This window comes from Parapedobacter sp. ISTM3 (assembly GCF_016533505.1).
Lineage (GTDB): Bacteria > Bacteroidota > Bacteroidia > Sphingobacteriales > Sphingobacteriaceae > Parapedobacter > Parapedobacter luteus.
This window is the reverse complement of the sequence record NZ_JAENGN010000012.1, coordinates 28,899-48,855: the sequence shown is the minus strand read 5'-3', so window position 1 is coordinate 48,855 and position 19,957 is coordinate 28,899. Positions and strand designations below refer to the sequence as shown.

Genomic DNA, 19,957 nt, shown 5'->3' with positions numbered 1-19,957 from the left:
CGGTAAAAATATAACTTTTCTCATAATCTTCCGCCTGTGGCCTTCATCTGTAACGTGGTCTTCCATCTCATGCCCCACATCTCAAATCTTATCCTTATTTTTGCAGGAAATATTAGTGTTCATCATTTTTAATCATTCATCTTGGAAACACAGGAATTGACCACCGTAGAAACTGCAACCGAATTGGGCTTGCTGCCTGAAGAGTTTGAGCGAATCATCGAAATTTTGGGGCGGACGCCCAATTTTACTGAATTGTCAATTTTTTCGGTGATGTGGAGCGAACACTGCTCATATAAAAACTCCATTGTTTGGCTGAAGACTTTGCCCAAGGAGGGACCACACATGCTAGCCAAGGCAGGTGAAGAAAACGCAGGTTTGGTTGACATCGGCGATGGCCTCGGCTGTGCGTTCAAAATAGAATCCCATAACCACCCTTCTGCGTTGGAGCCTTATCAGGGTGCTGCAACCGGTGTGGGCGGTATCAATCGGGATATCTTTACCATGGGGGCACGTCCGATTGCGCAACTCAACTCGTTGCGTTTCGGCGACATCAACCATCCGCGCACGCAGTGGCTGATAAAGGGCGTGGTCAAGGGAATCGGCGATTACGGCAACGCATTTGGCATCCCCACGGTTGGCGGCGAGGTTTTTTTTGATGAATGCTATCAAGTGAATCCCCTGGTCAATGCGATGTCTGCAGGGATCGTCAAGGTGGGTGAAACCGTGTCAGCCACATCCTACGGTGTGGGTAATCCGGTCTATATCGTCGGGTCGGCTACAGGCAAGGATGGTATACACGGTGCGGCCTTTGCCTCCAAAGATATTACGGAAGACTCTGTAAACGACTTGCCCGCCGTGCAGGTGGGGGATCCGTTTCAGGAAAAATTGTTGCTGGAAGCCACACTTGAGGTCATTAAGACCGGTGCCGTCGTCGGTATGCAAGATATGGGGGCTGCCGGGATTATTTGTTCCAATTCAGAGATGTCTGCCAAAGGCAAACACGGCATGCGGATTGATTTAGATAAGGTGCCTACGCGGCAGGCCAACATGAAGCCCTATGAAATACTGCTGTCTGAGTCACAAGAGCGAATGCTCATCGTGGTACAGAAAGGTCGGGAAGCTGACGTGGAGGCCGTGTTTGACAAATGGGATCTGAACTGCGCCATCATCGGTGAGGTGACGGATACCCGGCGGCTGGAATATTACATGCATGGCGAGCTGGTGGCCGATGTGCCAGCCGACGACCTTGTATTGGGCGGAGGTGCCCCCGTTTATCACCGGGAATATAAGGAGCCTGCTTATTTTGCACAATATCAACAGTTCAAAATAACGGATATCGCCGAACCCGAAGATCTTCGCGAGGTTGCGCAGCATTTGCTGTCGCATCCGAATATCGCCTCCAAGCGATGGGTCACTAAGCAGTATGACTCGATGGTCGGAACGGCCACCGTGACAACCAACCGGCCAAGCGATGCAGCCGTGGTGGCAGTAAAGGGCACGAATAAGGCAATAGCGTTGACCGTAGACTGTAATTCCCGTTATGTAAACGCTGACCCGCAGAAGGGATGTGCTATTGCGGTTGCAGAAGCGGCGCGCAACATCACCTGCGCGGGAGGCGAACCTTCGGCAATTACGAACTGCCTTAATTTCGGTAATCCTTATATACCGGAGGTTTATTGGCAGTTTGTCCATGCAATCAAAGGGATGGGGGAGGCTTGCCTCAAGTTCCAGACGCCGGTAACCGGCGGTAATGTGAGCTTCTATAATCAATCGCCGGATGGGGGATCGGTATTCCCTACACCGACCATTGGTATGCTGGGGCTGCTGCCCGATGTATCCAACCTGATGACGTTGGACTTTAAAGCGGAAGGCGATTATATTTATCTAATCGGTGAGTCCCGCAATGATATAGCGTCGTCGCAATACCTGGCGTCGTACCACGGCGTGAAAGCTTCACCGGCTCCTTATTTTGATTTGGATGAGGAATATGCGACACATCAGGTTATCAAGCACCTGATCCATGAACGGCTCATCGTATCGGCACATGATGTTTCAGATGGCGGGCTATATGTAGCGTTGGCCGAGTCGGCGATGGCTGGCAATCTCGGATTTGCCATTGATACAGACAGTGAAATCCGCAGGGATGCTTTCTTGTTCGGGGAAGCCCAAGGCCGAATCGTGGTGTCTGTTAAACCGGATGCACAAGAGGCCTTTGTGGAATTGCTGGCAGCGAGCGGAACAGAGTTTTCGCTTTTGGGTGCGGTGACCAAAAATGGATTCGTAGTGGATGGAACATTGTACGACACCGTAAGCCATGCAAAAGAGATTTATGACAATGCAATCCAAAATATTTTAGGCGAGTAACTGAAAATTCTTCCCGATTCTGGAGCCCGGCAATATTGCTGGGCTTTTTTTATTGAAAAAAAATAGGCTGTTTAGCTTGTTTTTGTTTTTAAAGTACGGTTTTTGGATGTTTTGTGTTGTCCGATTTGGATAAAATAGGTATTCGTTTTGCTTTTTCGGCATATAAAAAAGAATAAAATATCAAAAACTATTTATTTTTTTGATTAAATTGTAATATTTTGATTGATTTAATAATATATTTATACATATTTGTGGTGTATATTGATTGTTTTTTAATGATTTCGGTGGTTTTTTGTGTTTGACTACCATTGTTGTTTGAATGAAACACTTTTTTTGTTGCTTGTTGGCGGGATTCTGTCAATTACCAGTTGGTAGTCGGTTGCTTTTATGTTTTATGCTGTCCATGTTTAAGTTCTTTCGCTGAATGTCTTTGTTTAAAATTTAAAGAAGTAAAATTATGAAGAAAAAAATCACACCACTAAGTCTGCAAACCCTTTTGAGCGTTTTGTTTTTAATAGTTGTCAGCACAACCAACGTGGCTGCGCAAGACGATGACGATGACTTTTCGTTCACACTGGCGTTGGTTTCTGATCAATTTTTCGGTTTTGCGCCCTCGTTTTCCGGGGCGTATTCATTAAATCCAACAGTTGATCTGACGTTTTATGGTATCATGTGGTCCGCAGGTACCGGTGCCGGCTGGGGCAATTGGACCGAATTTGGAGTGGGGGCCAATTTCAATGTGGCCGACGGTTTTGGTATTAACCCAAATCTGGGGATTACCGGGGGCAACTTACTCTCCAGTGGGGCGGAAGGGCCTTCGATTTTCGGAGACGGGATTGTGCCGAATGTTATCCTTTCCCTCGACAAACCGCGTATTGACGGGGAAGTGTATTTCGGTTATTATGCGCCTTTGAGGGATAAGGCACCCGCAGGCGGCACGACGCTGTCCTATGTGCATTATTGGGCAAATGCAGGGTACAAGGTAAGTCCGAAATTTTCATTTGGGGCCCATTTTGAACATCTAATCAATTCCGGTGGTTCCAACGTCAGTGAGTCAACGGACGTCTACCAGTGGTTGGGTCCTTACATTCAATTTTCATCGCCCAAGTACGGCGTCTTTTCACGCTTGACCGCAGGGGGAGACTTTATCGAAGGGAATGACTCTTTCTTTAAGGTTAGCGCAGGCTTTAGTTTTTAGTCCTTGGCGTTTGTTAAGGTAAACCGATCCTAACAAGTTTGAAAAAGAAACAGCTTGAACAGATAGCATCGATATAAGACACATCGGCTACTGAACCCTGCCATTTATGGCGGGGTTTTGTCAGTTAATCAGCAAAGATGGCTGTCATCCTGTCTTACCTGAGAAAGCTGGAACATTCCTTGTTTGAGTTCCAGCAGCAAAATTGAAGGTAATATGAACGAAAAGGGCAACATCTCCATCCATACCGAGAATATCTTCCCGGTGATCAAAAAGTTTTTATATTCAGATAACGAGATTTTCCTTCGGGAGCTGGTGTCAAACGCGGTAGATGCCACGCAGAAAATCAAACGGTTAGCCGCTCTTGGTCAATACAAGGGCGAATTGGGCGATACGACCATCGACGTCTCATTTGACGAAAAAGCGAAGACCATCACGATTTCTGACAACGGTATCGGCATGACCGCTGACGAGATTAAAAAGTATATCAATCAAATCGCTTTCTCGGGCGCCACTGAATTTGTTGAAAAGTTTAAGGAAGCTAAGGATGCCAACGAGATTATTGGCCGCTTTGGGCTCGGTTTTTATTCGGCATTCATGGTAGCCGACAAAGTGGAGATTCAGACCTTGTCATACCAGGAGGGCGCTGAGCCCGCCCGCTGGATTTGCGACGGTACCACTTCGTATGAGATTTCGGAAGGGAATCGCGCTAAGCGGGGCACCGATATTATTCTTTATATCAACAACGACTCCGAGGAGTTTCTAACTAAAAGCCGGTTGCAGGAGATATTGGAGAAATACGGCAAATTTTTGCCCGTACCTATCCGCTTCGGCACCCGCACGAGCAGTGAACCCGACGGGGAGGATAAAGATGGAAATACGAAGTACAAGTCAGTAGAAGTTGATAACATCATCAATAATACCCATCCAGCCTGGACGAAATCACCGTCTGAACTAAAGGACGAAGACTACTTGGCGTTTTATCGTGAGCTTTACCCTTACTCATTTGATGAGCCGCTCTTCTGGATTCATTTAAATGTAGATTATCCATTCAATCTCACCGGTATCCTTTATTTCCCGAAGATCAAAAACGATTTCGAACTTCAGAAAAATAAAATCAAACTTTATTCACGCCAGGTCTTTATTACGGATGAAGTAAAAGATATTGTTCCCGAATTTCTCATGTTGCTCCACGGGGTAATCGATTCACCAGATATTCCGTTGAACGTGTCGAGGAGCTTCCTGCAAGCGGATAGCAACGTAAAAAAGATAAATGCCCACATCACTAAGAAAGTCGCGGACAAGCTGGCGGAACTATTCCGGACTGATCGGAAAGGATTTGAAGAAAAATGGAAAGACATCAGCCTTTTTGTCAAATACGGAATGCTGAGCGACGAAAAATTCGCAGAAAAGGCTGCTGACTTCTGTTTGTTAAAAAATACCGGAGGCGAAATCTACACACTTAAGGAATACGGTGAAAAGGTAAAGGATATCCAAAAAGATAAGGACGGCAACATCGTGTACCTCTATACGCATGATGTGGCGCAGCAAGACAGCTATATTGCTACAGCCAACGGCAACGGCTATGATGTGCTGGTGCTGGATTCGCCGATAGACAGCCATTTTGTGGCGTACCTGGAGCAGAAAAATGAAAAGACCCAGCTGAAGCGTGTGGATGCAGACGTCATTGATAACTTGATTCAGAAGGAAGAACGTAAAACGCTGCAATTGACGGATGAAGAAAGTAAGACGGTGACATCATTGTTCGAGAAAGCTATCAGCAAGGATAACATGAAGGTGCATGTTGAAGCACTAAGCGAACAGGATCTACCCGTGACCGTTACCATCGACGAGTTTATGCGCCGGATGAAAGACATGGCACAAACCGGTGGTGGCATGAGTTTCTATGGCTCAATGCCAGACAATTATAAGGTGACAATCAATGGCAACCACCCCTTGATTAAGCGCATTCTTTCCAATGAAGACGAAGACGCGCGCCAGCAGTTAGCTAAGCAAGCATTTGATTTGGCGCTGCTTTCGCGCGGATTACTTACTGGTAATGAGTTGACTAGCTTTGTTAAACGAAGTGTCAGTCTGATAGGTTAAGGTTTTTTTTAAAATTGTTGTTGGATTGTCAGGTGATTATTATCTTTGCAGTCCATTAACACGGTAGGTATAGCTCAGTTGGTTAGAGCGCCTGATTGTGGTTCAGGAGGTCGTCGGTTCGAGCCCGATTACTTACCCTTGAGTGGGCAAAAGCTTTTGAGAGTTTTTGCCCCTTTTTTTTTTCTGATAAATTGCCCTAATCAGGAATAATAAAATATTGCCTAACTTCTGCGGGCCGAGCTTTCAGGTCGTCAAAAATCAATTGTCAAGAAACATCGGAGTGATCTAACGTTGTGGCATACTCCTCGGTTGCATCACTCCATTTATGATAGTTAAATGGCGGTATTATACGCTATTTTATGTATCTTACGGCTATTGATAGTTATCGGTTGCTGCATGAAGACATTTGTGTTAGGAGACATACATGGCGCTGCCAAGGCTCTCGAACAGTGCATTGAGCGGTCAGGGTTTGACCCGGATAATGATAAGCTTATCCAGCTGGGCGATATTACGGATGGATATCCCGATGTATTTGAGTGCGTCGATATGTTGATGAAAATAAAAAACCTGATCGCCATCAAGGGGAATCACGATGATTGGTTCAATGAGTTTATTTCGACGGATTTCCATCCGCAATACTGGAACCTGGGCGGATTGGGCACGCTGAAATCTTATCTCCGTCACGCAGGGAAGCCGGATATGTTCCGCGCGACACGCAGCGGCTATAAAACATCGCTCGCTTCCTCGGATATTCCGGCGGCCCACCGGCAATTCTTTATGAGGCAGCAACTGTACCACGTCGATGTGAAAAACCGCTGTTTTGTGCATGGCGGCTTCTTGTCGGGCATACCCCTGAGCCAGCAACGCCCGCAGGAATTCTACTGGGACAGAACCCTATGGGAAAATGCTTACCGGCATAAGCTACTGATGGCAGGAGACGAAAAGTTGCGTTCGTTTGCGCCCGTGCCGGACTTCTCGGAAGTTTTTCTTGGCCACACGCCGACCATCAATTGGGGGACAGACGAACCATTGAATGCATTCAATATCTGGAATCTCGATACCGGAGCAGGCCACTCGGGCAGATTGACTATCATGGATGCGGACACCAAAGCTTACTGGCAGTCCGACCCGCTACCATCGCTATATGCGGAAAATACAAGGCCCGGCTAAGGGTGGCTTCCTTGATTACAACGTCCGAAAAGAACGGCATTGATTGATGCGACGGAATTAGTCGGCGGACCTAAACGATATGTGGTTGCATCAGCGGAAAAGATGCTGCCTGCTGCCGACAACGACCCTCGGCTTAACGTATGCCTTTCGGGTTTCGGCTGGTCTTCGGCTCAGTGTGTTTTCTCAGCCCCCTGACCGAAAAGCGTTTTGGCGTAAATTCGGTATTTTCTTCCGGTTTTTTCTTGTCGGTATTCTCGTTCTCGGTGTTTTTTTCGACCGGTTTTTCTGTCTTATTGGTGCTCATGTCTTCAAAGGTTAAGTAAACAAATCAATAAATTAGTTTCCTCTATGAATAATACAACCAATAAGCCATTTTGTTTGGCCGAAGGAAAGCCCCGCATCGGTGGCAAGTTGTGGCTTACGTGTCGACAATGGCTTTCCAGTATTCCCTGTCGCCATTTTCTAAAAAGTCAAGGTAAGGTATCAATGCGTCGATTTCACTTCGTTCCATGGTTTCGATGCCGTCAAACAATGCATTTACAAACTCAGCACAGAATGTGGTGCCAAAGCTGTAAGCACTGATCCGTCGCAGTTCGTCATAACCAATTTCCGTCGCATTCAGGTTCAGCACTTCCTCCGGTATTTCATAATCTCCCTGTTTGTCATAACCCAGGTATCGGAATTTGCCCGCTTTCCATACCCTGAAAAGGATCTCATGGGTGATGCAAGTCCCGAAGTGCTGGAAAATGCGGACAAGTAAGCGCGCGGCGGATGTTTTTTCCAGCACCTGGGGGATAGTCTTTTCCAAGAACATGGCGTATGGGATAAATACGGATGGGTCAAAGCTGCTGTCAAAATTAGACGTTAGCATAGCGAATGCAAAATTCTCATTTTTTCCCTGCAGGAGCTGCTTGACAGCCAGTTTCATCAGGCTATGCTTGTGTTCTTTTTTTCGTCTATCCGGAAGCTGTATCATGTCGTTCGTTCCCAACAACAACAATGTGGCTGCCTTCCAATCCTCCTGATGGTCAAGGATACGGCATTTTGCTGCCGTATAGCCGTCCCGCTTTGCGTTTATTTTTTTATGGCCAAAAATTACGGTGCTGCTCTTTATCTCTCCCTGGGGTGGGCTAACAAAACCCCGGATATGCAGGAATAGCTCTTCTCCCGACGGTAATGCGATGATACCGAATCCTTTTTTGTTGTCAAACCATTTCACTGCGCCGATGAACATGGTTGGGTCTGGGCATTTTTTCAATGCTATAAAGGTAAAGAATATAATCCACTATTACGGCTTAAAAAGCAATATTATAAAAAGATGGAATAAATATTTTTATCTTTAGTCGGCAGAAGTAAAATTACCCCTTTCTTAACAATGGATTTTATGAAAGCGTTACTTTTTTTGCTGTTGTTCTCGGCCCTTGTCGGCCATGCCCAGCAGCGTCAACAGGTCAAAGGCAATCCTGTACATCAGTTACGAATCTATGAAATTTTTGAGCATAATAAAGACGCTTTCCATCAGCGTTTCAACGACCATGCACAGCGGATAATGAAGCAGTATGATTTTCACATCATAGCCATGTGGGAGACCAACACCAATGGCAAGCTTGCTTTTGTATATTTACTGGAGTGGCCGGATGTGCAGGTGCTCCAAGCGAGCTGGGATAAATTCATGGCTGATGAAGAATGGGCGCGCATCAAGCAGGAAACAGGCAGGCTGCATGGTCAATTGGTCGGGGAGATACAGGATATCCGCATGGCCGCCGTCCCTTATTCGCCGTTGATGAATTTCAAGGAAATAATGGATACAGCCAGGGACAAATGACGATTGTCCCTTGACTGCATCTTTATCTGTTGTCTATTATTGACGTTTTCGTCCTGGTCGCCTCATCCGTTGTACCAGATATAACCCCGCAATGACAAGGAGAACACCACCGAGTGTGTGCCAGGATAGCGGTTCTTTCATCAGGATGGCGGCAATGGCAAACCCCGCAATCGGGCAGAGGAAGAGCCATGCTGAGGCTTTGATGGGGTTGTCGCGCAACAGGTACAGCCAGATCAGTACAGCAAATACCGATACCGGTATGGCCAGCCAGAGTACGGCACTCCACCAGCGTACATCGAAGGTGTTGGCCGAATACTCAAAAGATAAAAACAAGCATGGGAGTAGGCATACACCGCCGATAAGCGTCTGCCAACCGTTAATTGTGAGAATATGGAGGCCATCCCATTTTCGTCGGGCAAAATAAATGGCTCCTACCGAATAAGCAAGCATGCTTAGGAAAAGGATGCCGATACCCAGCCAGGTGGCATAGCTGGTTTCAAAGAGCGGATATGCAGCCAGCAACATTCCCGCGATGCACAGGACGAAGCTGAGTATGCTAGACAGGCTGACCGGTTGTCGATACCATAGCGTGTTGATGAGCATGATAAGTACCGGATTAGTTGCGACAAACAGCGTCCCCAAGCCTGCTGATACCTCTTCCATGGCCAACACGTACAGGCCAAGATATAGGCTTACATTGAACAATCCGTAAATGAACAGTTGCTGCCAATGCGTTTTGCCCGAAGGCAGTGGCTGGCGCATCACTAGATGGGCAATGCCGAGCATGATGGCTGAAGCGATGGCAAACCGGGCAATAGCAATGACAAAAGGCTGGGCCGATTGGAGCCCTATTTTGGTAGCTGCCGAAGCTGAAGCCCATAAGACAGCAAATACTACGCCTGCCGAGAAATATGCAAACCGATGAAGGGGACTTTTCAACTGTATCGTAATTTTTCGGGCGAAGCTACCCAAAAGAATTGTCATCACCACTAAATCTGATCGGATTTCAAATCAATGGTCATTTTAAAGAAATTATTTGCTAATATTATTAGTATTACTATATTTGTTGTCGCAGTCCACAAGGCATGGCAACGATGAAGGAAAGCAAACAGGAAAAGGTGAACCGGCTAAAACAGGATATGCTGCGCTGGCAGGGATTTGTCCGCCCCGAAAGCCATGCTGCAAGGATAGGCCTTGGGCCGGTAGAGGACGCTTTCCCCAATGCCGTTTTCCCGCCTTACGGCGTTCATGAGTTCATTAGTGGGGGGCGGGAAGAAGACGCGGCAACCAGTGGTTTCATGGGGGGGCTATTGTCCCGTCTAACTGAAGGAAACAAGACCTGCTTATGGATTAGCACATCAAGGATACTTTTCCCGCCCGCTATGGGGGCATTTGGGGTACGGCCGGACCGCATCATCTTCGTCGACGTGCAACGGGAGCGTGATGTTTTGTGGGCCATGGAAGAATCGCTCAAATGTAATGGGCTGGCCGCCGTGGTAGCCGAATTACAGGATATGGATTTTATCCAATCGCGCCGTCTGCAATTGGCGGTCGAAAAGAGTAGCGGTACCGGATTGGTGCTGCGCAGCAATCCCCGCAATATCGGGTCTACGGCCTGCACGGCCCGTTGGCGGATTAGGCCATTGCCAAGTGCATTGGAGGAAGGGATGCCCGGTGTAGGGCCTCCCCGATGGCAGGTGGAATTGCTGAAGGTACGTAATGGTAACCCGGGGTGCTGGAAGATGGAATGGTCCCGGGGATGCTTTGTGCCGGTCATGCCATCCATCCGCCAGAATAAAGCCTTGCAATTGCAGAAAATAAGCTGATAGTTGAATGGAAAAGCGGTATGCATCGATTTGGTTCAAATACCTGAGGACAGACAGGCACGCTATCCGCCGGCCCGAACTGCGTGAAATACCGTTTGTGTTGGCTGAGCCTTTGCACGGCCGCATGGTCATCACAGAAGCGAATGCCATAGCCGAAGCACAGGGCGTGACACGAGGAATGGTAGTGGCCGATGCCAAAGCGTTCTTGCCCAGCCTGATAGTCATCGACAGCCAACCTCAATTGGCTTCAAGGCTGTTAAAGGCACTTGGCCTATGGTGTATACGCTATACGCCTGTAGTGGCAGTGGACCCACCCGATGGGCTAATCCTTGATATTAGTGGATGTGCTCACTTATGGGGTGGTGAGCGGGACTACCTTGCACTCATCGTATCCAGGTTGCGCTCAAGGGGCTTCCATACGCGAATAGCTATTGCAGGTACCATCGGTACGGCATGGGCAATGGCACGCTTTGGCAAGGCAACGCCAATCATCGCCAATGGATCCGAAATCGGTACACTCATGCCGTTGCCTCCGGCCGCGCTCCGGCTGGAACCGGAGACGGTGGATCGCCTGCAAAAACTCGGTTTGCGTACCATCGGCAGCTTTCTGCACATGCCACCCTCTGTGCTACGCAGGCGTTTTGGCGATAGGATCCTGTCAAGATTGCGACAGGCATTGGGGCAGGAAGATGAGCATATCGTGCCGTTGCGATCCATACCGCCATACGAGGAACGGTTGCATTGTCTGGAACCTATTTGTACAGCCATCGGTATTGAGATTGCGATTATGAAGTTATTGGAATCACTTTGCAAACGCTTATCGGGTGAGGGTAGGGGCCTGCGAACAGCCATCCTGAAATGCTGCCGCATTGACGGCAAAATTGCGCAGGTGGCCATTGGTACAAGCAGGGCAACGGCCAATATACCGCATCTTCTGAGGTTGTTTAAGCTGAAAGTACCCAAGATCGAACCGGCATTGGGCATCGAATTATTCATATTGGAAGTGCCTAAGGTGGAGGATACCGACCCGGTGCAGGAGGCGCTTTGGAGCAGCTCCCCCGGATTGGAGGAGACATCGCTGGCTGAGCTGATCGACAGGCTGAAAGGTAAGGAAGGTACCCGTGCCATTTACCGGTATCTGCCAGACGAACATTACTGGCCGGAGCGGTCTATCAGGGAGGCGTCCTCCATTGCGGAACAACCCTCCACGGCATGGAATACCGACAGGCCAAGGCCCACCCGCCTGCTGACAAGACCCGAACCTATCGAAGTGACGGCTCCGATACCGGATTATCCGCCGATGTTGTTCCGCCACAAGGGGGAAGTACACGCTATCAAAAAAGCGGATGGGCCTGAGCGCATTGAACGGGAATGGTGGATGGATACCGGTGAGCACCGGGACTACTATGATGTAGAAGACGACAAAGGTCGCAGGTACTGGCTGTTCCGTGCTGGGCATTATGACGACGGCAACTCACGCCAATGGTTTTTGCATGGTTTTTTTGCTTGACGGATTATGGGCTATGTAGAACTGCAGATAACCACCAATTTCAGCTTTCTCCGCGGAGCCTCACATCCCGAAGAGCTGGTGGAACGCGCAGCGGCATTGGGTTACAATACCCTGGCGGTGACCGACCGCAACAGCTTCGCTGGCCTTGTGCGGGCACATATCGCTGCCAAGAAGCACAACATGCGTCTCATCCCGGCTTGCCGCCTTGACTTGCTGGATGGCCCGAGCCTGCTGGCCTATCCCACGGATAGGGAAGCTTATGGACGGCTTTCTTCCCTGCTTACCGTAGGCAACCGCAGAGCAGAAAAAGGACAATGCCACCTGTACAAAGCCGATGTGTACGAATACGCTAAAGGAATGGAATTTGTCGCAGTGCCGCCTAATAAGCTGACGGATACCTTTGAACTGGAACCCGATTACGTGCGGCACATCACGGAATACCGCGAAGCGCTAAGTAGCCACTTCTCCCTTGGTGCCATACGCACTTATACAGGTGATGACGCTAAGCGACTGTTTCGCATCCATCAACTGTGCCAGCGGCTGGATATGCCCATGGTGGCCCTGAACGATGTGCACTACCATGTACCCGAACGCCGCGAATTGCAGGATGTACTCACCTGTATCCGGGAGAAATGTACCATTCAGACAGCTGGCTTCCGGCTGCATCCGAATTCGGAGCGATATCTTAAGCCAATGGATGAAATGGAGCGATTGTTTCGCCAGTATCCAGATGCCATCCGCAATGCAGGAGCGGTTGCTGAATCCTGTCATTTTTCATTGGATGAACTGACATATGTGTATCCTGAGGAGCTGACCAACGAAGGCCGTACGCCGCAGGAGGAGCTTGTTATGCTCACCTGGCAGGGGGCTGAGCGGCAATTCGGCACGGATATCCCTGAGCCGGTCAAAGCGGCCATCAACCATGAATTGGCATTCATCGAAAAAAAAAACTATGCTTCTTATTTTCTTACCGTACATGATTATGTGCAATTTGCACGCAATCGCGGCATCCTATGCCAGGGGCGCGGCTCCGCGGCCAATTCCACGGTCTGCTACTGCTTGGGCATCACTTCCGTAAATCCAGCGAAATTCCGGTTATTATTTGCCCGATTTATGTCAGATGCTCGGGATGAACCTCCAGATATCGATGTTGACTTCGAGCACGAAAGGCGCGAAGAAGTGATTCAATACATTTACAGCAAGTACGGACGTGATCGGGCCGCCATTGTGGCCACGGTCACACAGGTGCGCTCAAAGGGCGCAATTCGTGACGTGGGTAAAGCGATGGGGCTTTCGTTGGATGCGGTGGCCCGCTTATCTGGAGCCATTGGCAGCCATTGGGATGACCATATTGATATGCAGTTGCTGGCCAGTCAAGGCTTCAACCCCGGTGATCCACATCTGCGAAAAGTATTGGAACTAACCGACCAGTATATCGGGTTTCCCCGACAATTGGGGCAACATACCGGTGGATTTGTTATCACACAGGGCAAACTGCACGAACTATGCCCCATTATCAATGCCCGGATGAAAGACCGGACAAACTTGGAGTGGAATAAGGACGATTTGGAAGCAATGGGATTCCTGAAGGTGGATGTGCTGGGCCTTGGCATGCTTACCTGCATCAGGAAAGCGTTTGATCTTGCCAAGCGGCACTATGGGCGTGATTTGACGCTCGCCGGAGTACCGGGGGATGATCCGAAAGTATACGAAATGATTAGCCACGCTGATACGCTTGGTGTATTCCAGATTGAAAGCCGTGCACAGATGTCCATGCTTCCCCGGCTACAACCCAGGAAGTTTTATGATCTGGTCATCGAAGTGGCCATTGTCAGGCCCGGCCCGATACAGGGCGACATGGTGCACCCCTACCTGCGGCGGCGTAGGGGCGAAGAACAGGAGGATTACCCCTCTGAGGAAATCCGGCATATCTTGGAAAAGACATTGGGTGTTCCGCTTTTTCAGGAACAGGCAATGGAGATTGCCATTGTTGCCGCCGATTTTACCCCCGCCGAAGCTGACGAACTTCGCCGGAGTATGGCCACCTTCAAGGCTAAGGGGGAGGTCAGCCGCTTCCGTGCAAAAATGGTAGCTGGTATGGTCAAAAAGGGCTATTCGGAGGAGTTTGCCATGCGGGTATTCAGGCAGTTGGAAGGCTTCGGCAGCTACGGCTTCCCCGAAAGTCATGCCGCTTCATTTGCCCAGCTGGTGTATATCTCCTCCTGGCTGAAATATTATTACCCCGATATCTTCGCTGCATCTTTGCTCAACAGCCAGCCGATGGGCTTTTACCAACCCGCCCAGCTTGTCATTGACGCTCGAAAACATGGGATAACGGTCTTGCCTGTAGACGTGAATCATTCTCATTGGGACCACACGTTGGAGGGGGTGTTCGGCAAGTGCTATCATGCGTTGCGCCTCGGCTTCCGGCAGGTGAAGGGGCTGGCAGCGGAGGACATGGAGGTCTTGGTCAAAGCACGGGGTAGCGGTTATCCATTCGTCGCCGCGTTGGTGAACGCCGGGGTGCCGATATCCGCCATGGAACGGCTGGCCGACGCAGACGCTTTCCGCTCGATGGGCCTTGATAGAAGGAAGGCATTATGGGAGGTGTCTGCCTTGCGGGACCGGCCGATAGCCCTGTTCAAAGGCCAACCCTCCGAATGCGCCTTGGAGGGTCAGGTTGAACTTCCGCTGATGACACCCGGCGAGCATGTGGTGCAGGACTATGCCAGCACATCGCTGTCCATCAAGGCCCATCCTGTCAGTTTCCTCCGGGAAAAACTGGATATGCTCCACGTCACTCCGACAGGAACATTACCCACGATGAAGGACGGAATGTCCGTGAAGGTTTGCGGGATGGTGACCGTACGGCAGCGTCCTGGCACCGCTAAAGGAGTGCTCTTCGTCACGGTGGAGGACGAGACAGGGTTTGCCAACCTTGTCGTGTGGGGCAAGATGTTCGAAAAATATCGGAGGGAAATCCTACAGTCCAAGCTGCTGTTGGTGTCTGGTAAATTGCAGGTCGAGGGTGAGGTTATCCACGTCGTTGTACAGCACTGCATCAATCTGAATGGATGGCTGCGCGGTCTTGTCGCACCCCAGGATGGCGGCACAGTGGGCAAGGTGTTTCATAAAGGACGGAATTTCCAATGAGGGACGTTGAACGGTTTTAAATGCATATGAACAGGATTGAATTTGCGATCATCGGCCATAAGCTCCTTTTTTGCTGCTATGATACGCAATTTACTCAAAACCATTTGGCGTCAATTGGCGCAAAGCAAATCTTTCGGGATAATCAACGTCGTGGGACTTTCCCTGGCGATGGCATGCTGCTTGCTGATTTTCCTTTGGATACAACATGAACGACGTGTTGATAATTTTGTTCATCACGGGGATAGGCTGTATACGGCTTATCAAATGCTGTCTTCTGGGAATCAGGTGGACGGAACCTACCGCACACCTATCCACTATATCAGCACATCTGAAAAAAATGAGCGGATTTTTCTGCTCGAAGATGCGAAAGACGCTATCCCTGAAATTCGGTCGATTGTCTTCTATGCAACAGGATACGAATTGCCCTGGGGGCATCCCGAAACCCTTGAAGCAAATGGCAAAAAAAATAAAGCCAACGGAGCCCGTGCCAGCCAAGATTTTTTCAAGGTACTGGGCTATCCACTTTTAGCGGGCCATGCGGAAACAGCCTTAAGCGATCCCGGCAGTATAGCCATCTCCCGAGAGCTTGCAGACAGTTATTTCGGTTCTTCCCAAGCTGCCATGGGGCAAACCTTCCGCTATGAAAACCGCTTGGATTTTATCGTGTCGGCCGTATTTGAAAATGTCCCTGCCAATAGTTCCCTGGATTTCGATTTCCTGCTCAGTTGGGAAGCCCACAACACCATACTTGAATGGGCATCACCAGAGTTTAATACCTACGTGTTGCTGGATAGCAATGCTTCGTCATTAGCTGTCGCAAGGAAAATCAATCAATTTATCAAACCGCGCCTGAAGGATGAGAAAGGCATTACCGCCCAGATTGGGCTGCAACTGTTAAATGATAAGCATCTTTATGACACGTTTGTAAATGGCAAGCCAGTGGCCGGCCGCATTATCTACATCCGCATTTTCAGTGCTGCTGCACTTTTTATCCTCGTTATCGCCTGTATCAATTTTGCGCTGATTGCCACGGCACGTTCCATCAAACGAAGCAAAGAAGTAGGCGTCCGCAAAGTACTGGGTACTTCCCGCGCATGGCTTGCCCTTCAATTTTATTTGGAAGCGCTGTTCCTATCTCTTTTTGCCCTGCTAATTGCCCTTTTCCTGGTTTATATCACATTGCCGTTTTTTGCCAGCCTTACCGGTGCTGTTATTGAGCAGCCCTACGGCCAGGCCCAATTTTGGGGCACGGCATGTGCACTCGTCATCGTCACCGCGTTACTTGCAGGTACGTATCCAGCTATTTTTCTATCTGGCTTGCGACCGGCTAAGGCCTTGAAGCACCGACAGCTTTTCTCCATGAAGCGCGGCACACTGCGCAGGGTGCTGATTGTTTTTCAGTTTGGCCTTTCGGTATTGTTTCTGGTGGCCACTATCGTTGTCGCGCGGCAAACGCGATACACGAAGACTTTGCACCTGGGGTATGACCGTGAGCATCTATTGTATACACGCATTGAAGGCGAATTGATGGACCAGCGCAATTACGAGCTATTTAAAACACAGTCATCATCCCTGCCTGGCGTGGTCATGGTAGACCGGGCCAGTGAAACTCCGCATGCCATGCAATTTGTGGTCGATGTGGCTGACGGTGTTTCCAATACATCGGATGGGGGAGATGCCATTAACTGGGAGGGCAAACAAAAAAGCATCGCCGCAGGCTTCAAACCGGTGTCCGTAGGCTATGATTTTGTTAAACTGATGAGACTGGAGATTGTCCAAGGACGTGATTTCTCGCGTGCCATTGCCACGGACTCGGCGAGCGCTTTTCTGGTGAATGAGGAAGCTGTCCGGCAAATGGGTATGGAGGAGCCCATCGGCAAATGGGTTTCAGCCTGGCAAAAGAAAGGACATATTATTGGCGTATTGAAAGATTACCATACCTATTCTTTACACGAACCCATTAAGCCGCTCATCATGGATGTGAAGGAATACGAATACTTTGGCGTGATTTTGATCCGCATAGTGGGGGATAAGACCAAGCAGGCCTTGGAGGGATTGGAGCGCGTTTACAGTGCGATTAACCCAAGGTTCCCGTTTGACTATCAGTTTGTCGATGCCGAATACCAGCGTTTCTATACCAACGAGCAGGTAATGTCCCGGCTTGTCAGTGTATTTACTGCGCTAGCCATTACCATTTCGTGTCTGGGGCTGCTGGGATTGGTTATTTTTTCTATTGAGCAGCGTACCAAAGAGATAGGCATCCGGAAAGTGTTGGGCGCATCGATGATCGATATTGTGGGCATGTTATCGCAGGACTTCATCAAGCTGGTGTTGGTTGCTGCTATCATCGCCTTGCCTATTGCATGGTGGACGATGAACCGCTGGCTGGCAAATTTTGCGTACCGCATTGATGTCGAATGGTGGATGTTTGCCGCGGCGGGCTTGATGGCAGTCATCATCGCGTTGGTTACACTGAGCTGGCAAGCGGTTCGGGCGGCGGCGGCCAATCCGGTGGATTCGTTGCGGGATGAGTGATCACCTCCCGTATTCGCTTTCGGTTGCCGACAAGCCAAATGATGTCTCCGGCTTTGAAGACCAAGGAAGCTTCAGGGTTAAGCATACGGATGCCGTCGCGTTCTACGCCCACAACCTGCACCTGGCCGTCGGTATCTTCACGTAATCCCGAACGAGCGATACTTTTGCCGACCAGCGGGTGCGTTGCTTGCAGCAATACCTGATGAAGGCTGATGTCTTCGATGGCCATATCGTTATACTGGATATCCTCCTGCGATTCAAATGCGGCTTTAAAGTGCATCATTTGCTCATCCGTACCCAATATTCCAACGTGGTCTTGTGGAAGCAGGCGATGGTCGCCCCCTGGCAGGTGAATGATATTTTCTTCGCGCCTGATGTAAACCACCAATATACCGTATGCTTCCTTCCATCCCAGGTCTTTTAGATGCCTCCCCGCATAGGTAGCCAGCGGGGGCACCTCCATTTCCACGATATGGGCGTTCCATGCCTGCAAACCGCTTTGCACTTCTTCATTTTTTTGATTAAACCGTCCGCTATTATCGGCTTGGATAAGACTGTTTTCACGTTCGTTCAAATTGCTGATGAAATGCGCCTCGATCCGTTGATACAACACCTGTATCCGCCGTGAAAATAAATAGATAAACGGCAAAATGACCGGAAGGGTAATCCAGAGCGCCACATGTGTAGAAGTGAGCCGGTCGATAAACAATCCGACCAACAATACCCCGATGAGTACCCGGACGATTTCAATGGCCATTAGCGGAGCCTTATTGGTCGCCGTGTCCATCCACATGGCTTGGTAAGCATCACATCGTGGCTTTTGGAAGACGACCGCCCAGAGGAAAGGCGCAGCCGGCAGCATGGCCGCTGCCACGGTGACCGCATGTTGCACAAAAGCGCTGGCTATTTTTCCTTCGATGAAGGGGAGGAATGCATACCTGAATAGTAGCAGTATAGCAATCAGTACGATGCTATTGATGACAATGATGCGGATATATTCCTTAAACAGTACTTTCCAAGCCGGATTAGCGCGAAGCTTTTCTGTGCCCGTGGCATAGTGTTCGATTCGGTCTTTCCAATGAGTTAAGGGGACGCGCGCAAGCCAATTATAGAACGGTTCGGAATATTTGATCATGTACGGGGTGGTGAAGGTGGTGATGGCAGATACCCCTACGGCAATAGGAAACAGGAATTCCGAAATCACGCCGAGTGATAGGCCCAATGCCGCTACAATGAAAGCAAATTCGCCAATCTGCGCCATACTCATGCCTACCTGCACAGCCTGCTTCAGCGGTTGACCGGACAGCAGCGCACCCAGCGCACTGAACAAAAACTTGCCACCGATGGTCAGTATCGTCACCACAACTATCGGGAATGCATACTGGAGCATCGCTGCTGGGTCTATCATCATGCCCACCGACACGAAAAACACCGTGCCAAACAATTCTTTTATTGGTTTGGTCAAATGCTCCACCTTTTCGGCTAAGGTGGTCTCGGCGAGGATAGACCCCATTACAAAGGCTCCCAGTTCTGCGGAAAAGCCAACCCGTGTAGCCAAGATCACCATACCCAAGCATAAGCCAATGGAAAAAATAAGGAGTGTCTCCTCATCCATCCATTGCCGGGCCCTTTTCAGGAAGGAGGGGATCAGGTAAATGCCCAATAGAAACCAGAGCATGAGGAAAAAGCCGAGCTTGAACACAGTAAAGAGGATTTCACCCCCTTCAAATTGCTGGGTCACCGCTACGGTCGAAAGCAAAACCATGAGCAGGATGACAATAATGTCTTCGACAACCAGCACACCGAACACGACCCGCGCAAACTGCATGGTTTTGATGCCAAGCTCATCAAATGCCCGAAGGATAATGGTCGTTGACGAACTGGCCAGCATCCCCGCGAGGAATAGGCTGTCCATTTGGCTCCATCCCAACAGCTGTCCGGTAAAATAGCCCAGTGAGCTTACAAAAACAATTTCGATGACAGCGGTTATAGACGCATGGCCACCGACACGCAGTAGTTTCTTGAAGCTGAATTCTAACCCCAGACTGAACAGTAAAAAAATCACGCCCAGTTCGGCAAAAGTCTCGATATTTTCAGTGTCTACAATGGAGGGTATCAGCTGGAAATGCGGACCAACGAAAAATCCGGCGATAATATAGCCGAGCACCAGAGGCTGTCTGATGCGCTTGAACAGGATGGTAACAAACGCACCGACCAGCAAGATCAGGGCTAAATCCCGTATGAGTTCTGGTAGATGGGCCATGAGCTGGTCG

The 19,957-nt window shown here is 49.4% G+C and carries 13 protein-coding genes and 1 tRNA gene; 10 read left to right on the top strand and 4 right to left on the bottom strand.

The window, feature by feature from the left end; genetic code table 11:
• Positions 1 to 141: 141 nt before the first annotated feature.
• The 5 genes from purL to JHJ32_RS15575 all read left to right on the top strand — a co-directional run bounded on the left by purL (position 142) and on the right by JHJ32_RS15575 (position 6,835).
• Positions 142 to 2,364: a phosphoribosylformylglycinamidine synthase subunit PurL gene (gene purL, locus JHJ32_RS15595; protein ID WP_079718533.1), complete on the top strand. Its 2,223-nt coding sequence runs from the start codon at positions 142 to 144 to the stop codon at positions 2,362 to 2,364.
• A 457-nt stretch (positions 2,365 to 2,821) separates the two neighbouring features.
• A complete protein-coding gene (locus JHJ32_RS15590) occupies positions 2,822 to 3,562 on the top strand; it encodes a DUF6733 family protein (RefSeq protein ID WP_079718532.1) in 741 nt (246 codons plus the stop codon).
• Between the two features lie 213 nt (positions 3,563 to 3,775).
• Positions 3,776 to 5,665 (top strand): molecular chaperone HtpG, encoded by a 1,890-nt coding sequence (htpG, locus tag JHJ32_RS15585; protein ID WP_079718531.1) that lies wholly within the window; start codon positions 3,776 to 3,778, stop codon positions 5,663 to 5,665.
• Between the two features lie 63 nt (positions 5,666 to 5,728).
• Positions 5,729 to 5,802 (top strand) — tRNA-His (locus JHJ32_RS15580).
• Between the two features lie 259 nt (positions 5,803 to 6,061).
• A complete protein-coding gene (locus JHJ32_RS15575; protein ID WP_200121580.1) occupies positions 6,062 to 6,835 on the top strand; it encodes a metallophosphoesterase in 774 nt (257 codons plus the stop codon).
• A gap of 133 nt (positions 6,836 to 6,968) precedes the next feature.
• On the opposite strand, the gene JHJ32_RS15570 is transcribed toward JHJ32_RS15575, so the two are convergent.
• Both JHJ32_RS15570 and JHJ32_RS15565 read right to left on the bottom strand, forming a co-directional pair.
• Positions 6,969 to 7,139, bottom strand: coding sequence for a hypothetical protein (locus JHJ32_RS15570; protein ID WP_200121579.1), 171 nt, complete (start codon positions 7,137 to 7,139; stop codon positions 6,969 to 6,971).
• A 114-nt stretch (positions 7,140 to 7,253) separates the two neighbouring features.
• On the bottom strand, positions 7,254 to 8,069 hold the full coding sequence (locus JHJ32_RS15565; RefSeq protein ID WP_200121578.1) for a cold-shock protein: 816 nt from the start codon (positions 8,067 to 8,069) through the stop codon (positions 7,254 to 7,256).
• 150 nt (positions 8,070 to 8,219) lie between these two features.
• Here JHJ32_RS15565 and JHJ32_RS15560 point away from each other — a divergent pair, with 150 nt between their 5' ends.
• Entirely contained in the window at positions 8,220 to 8,660 is a 441-nt protein-coding gene (locus JHJ32_RS15560; RefSeq protein ID WP_200121577.1) for an NIPSNAP family protein, read from the top strand.
• 36 nt (positions 8,661 to 8,696) lie between these two features.
• Here JHJ32_RS15560 and JHJ32_RS15555 read toward each other — a convergent pair whose 3' ends face one another.
• Entirely contained in the window at positions 8,697 to 9,599 is a 903-nt protein-coding gene (locus JHJ32_RS15555; RefSeq protein WP_233632696.1) for a DMT family transporter, read from the bottom strand.
• Between the two features lie 155 nt (positions 9,600 to 9,754).
• Here JHJ32_RS15555 and JHJ32_RS15550 point away from each other — a divergent pair, with 155 nt between their 5' ends.
• The 4 genes from JHJ32_RS15550 to JHJ32_RS15535 all read left to right on the top strand — a co-directional run bounded on the left by JHJ32_RS15550 (position 9,755) and on the right by JHJ32_RS15535 (position 17,684).
• Positions 9,755 to 10,486 carry an ImuA family protein gene (locus tag JHJ32_RS15550; RefSeq protein WP_079718681.1) on the top strand — a complete coding sequence of 244 codons (732 nt, stop codon included), beginning with the start codon at positions 9,755 to 9,757 and terminating at the stop codon, positions 10,484 to 10,486.
• A 7-nt stretch (positions 10,487 to 10,493) separates the two neighbouring features.
• Positions 10,494 to 11,996: a DNA polymerase Y family protein gene (locus JHJ32_RS15545; RefSeq protein WP_200121575.1), complete on the top strand. Its 1,503-nt coding sequence runs from the start codon at positions 10,494 to 10,496 to the stop codon at positions 11,994 to 11,996.
• Between the two features lie 6 nt (positions 11,997 to 12,002).
• Positions 12,003 to 15,149, top strand: a complete 3,147-nt coding sequence (locus JHJ32_RS15540; protein ID WP_200121574.1) for an error-prone DNA polymerase — start codon at positions 12,003 to 12,005, stop codon at positions 15,147 to 15,149.
• Positions 15,150 to 15,227: 78 nt separating this feature from the next.
• The gene (locus JHJ32_RS15535; RefSeq protein WP_200121573.1) at positions 15,228 to 17,684 is read left to right on the top strand and encodes an ABC transporter permease; all 2,457 of its coding nucleotides are present in this window, start codon (positions 15,228 to 15,230) and stop codon (positions 17,682 to 17,684) included.
• Here JHJ32_RS15535 and JHJ32_RS15530 read toward each other — a convergent pair.
• Entirely contained in the window at positions 17,617 to 19,947 is a 2,331-nt protein-coding gene (locus tag JHJ32_RS15530; RefSeq protein WP_200121572.1) for a cation:proton antiporter, read from the bottom strand. The two genes, JHJ32_RS15535 and JHJ32_RS15530, sit on opposite strands and share 68 nt — an antisense overlap.
• Positions 19,948 to 19,957 lie beyond the last annotated feature (10 nt).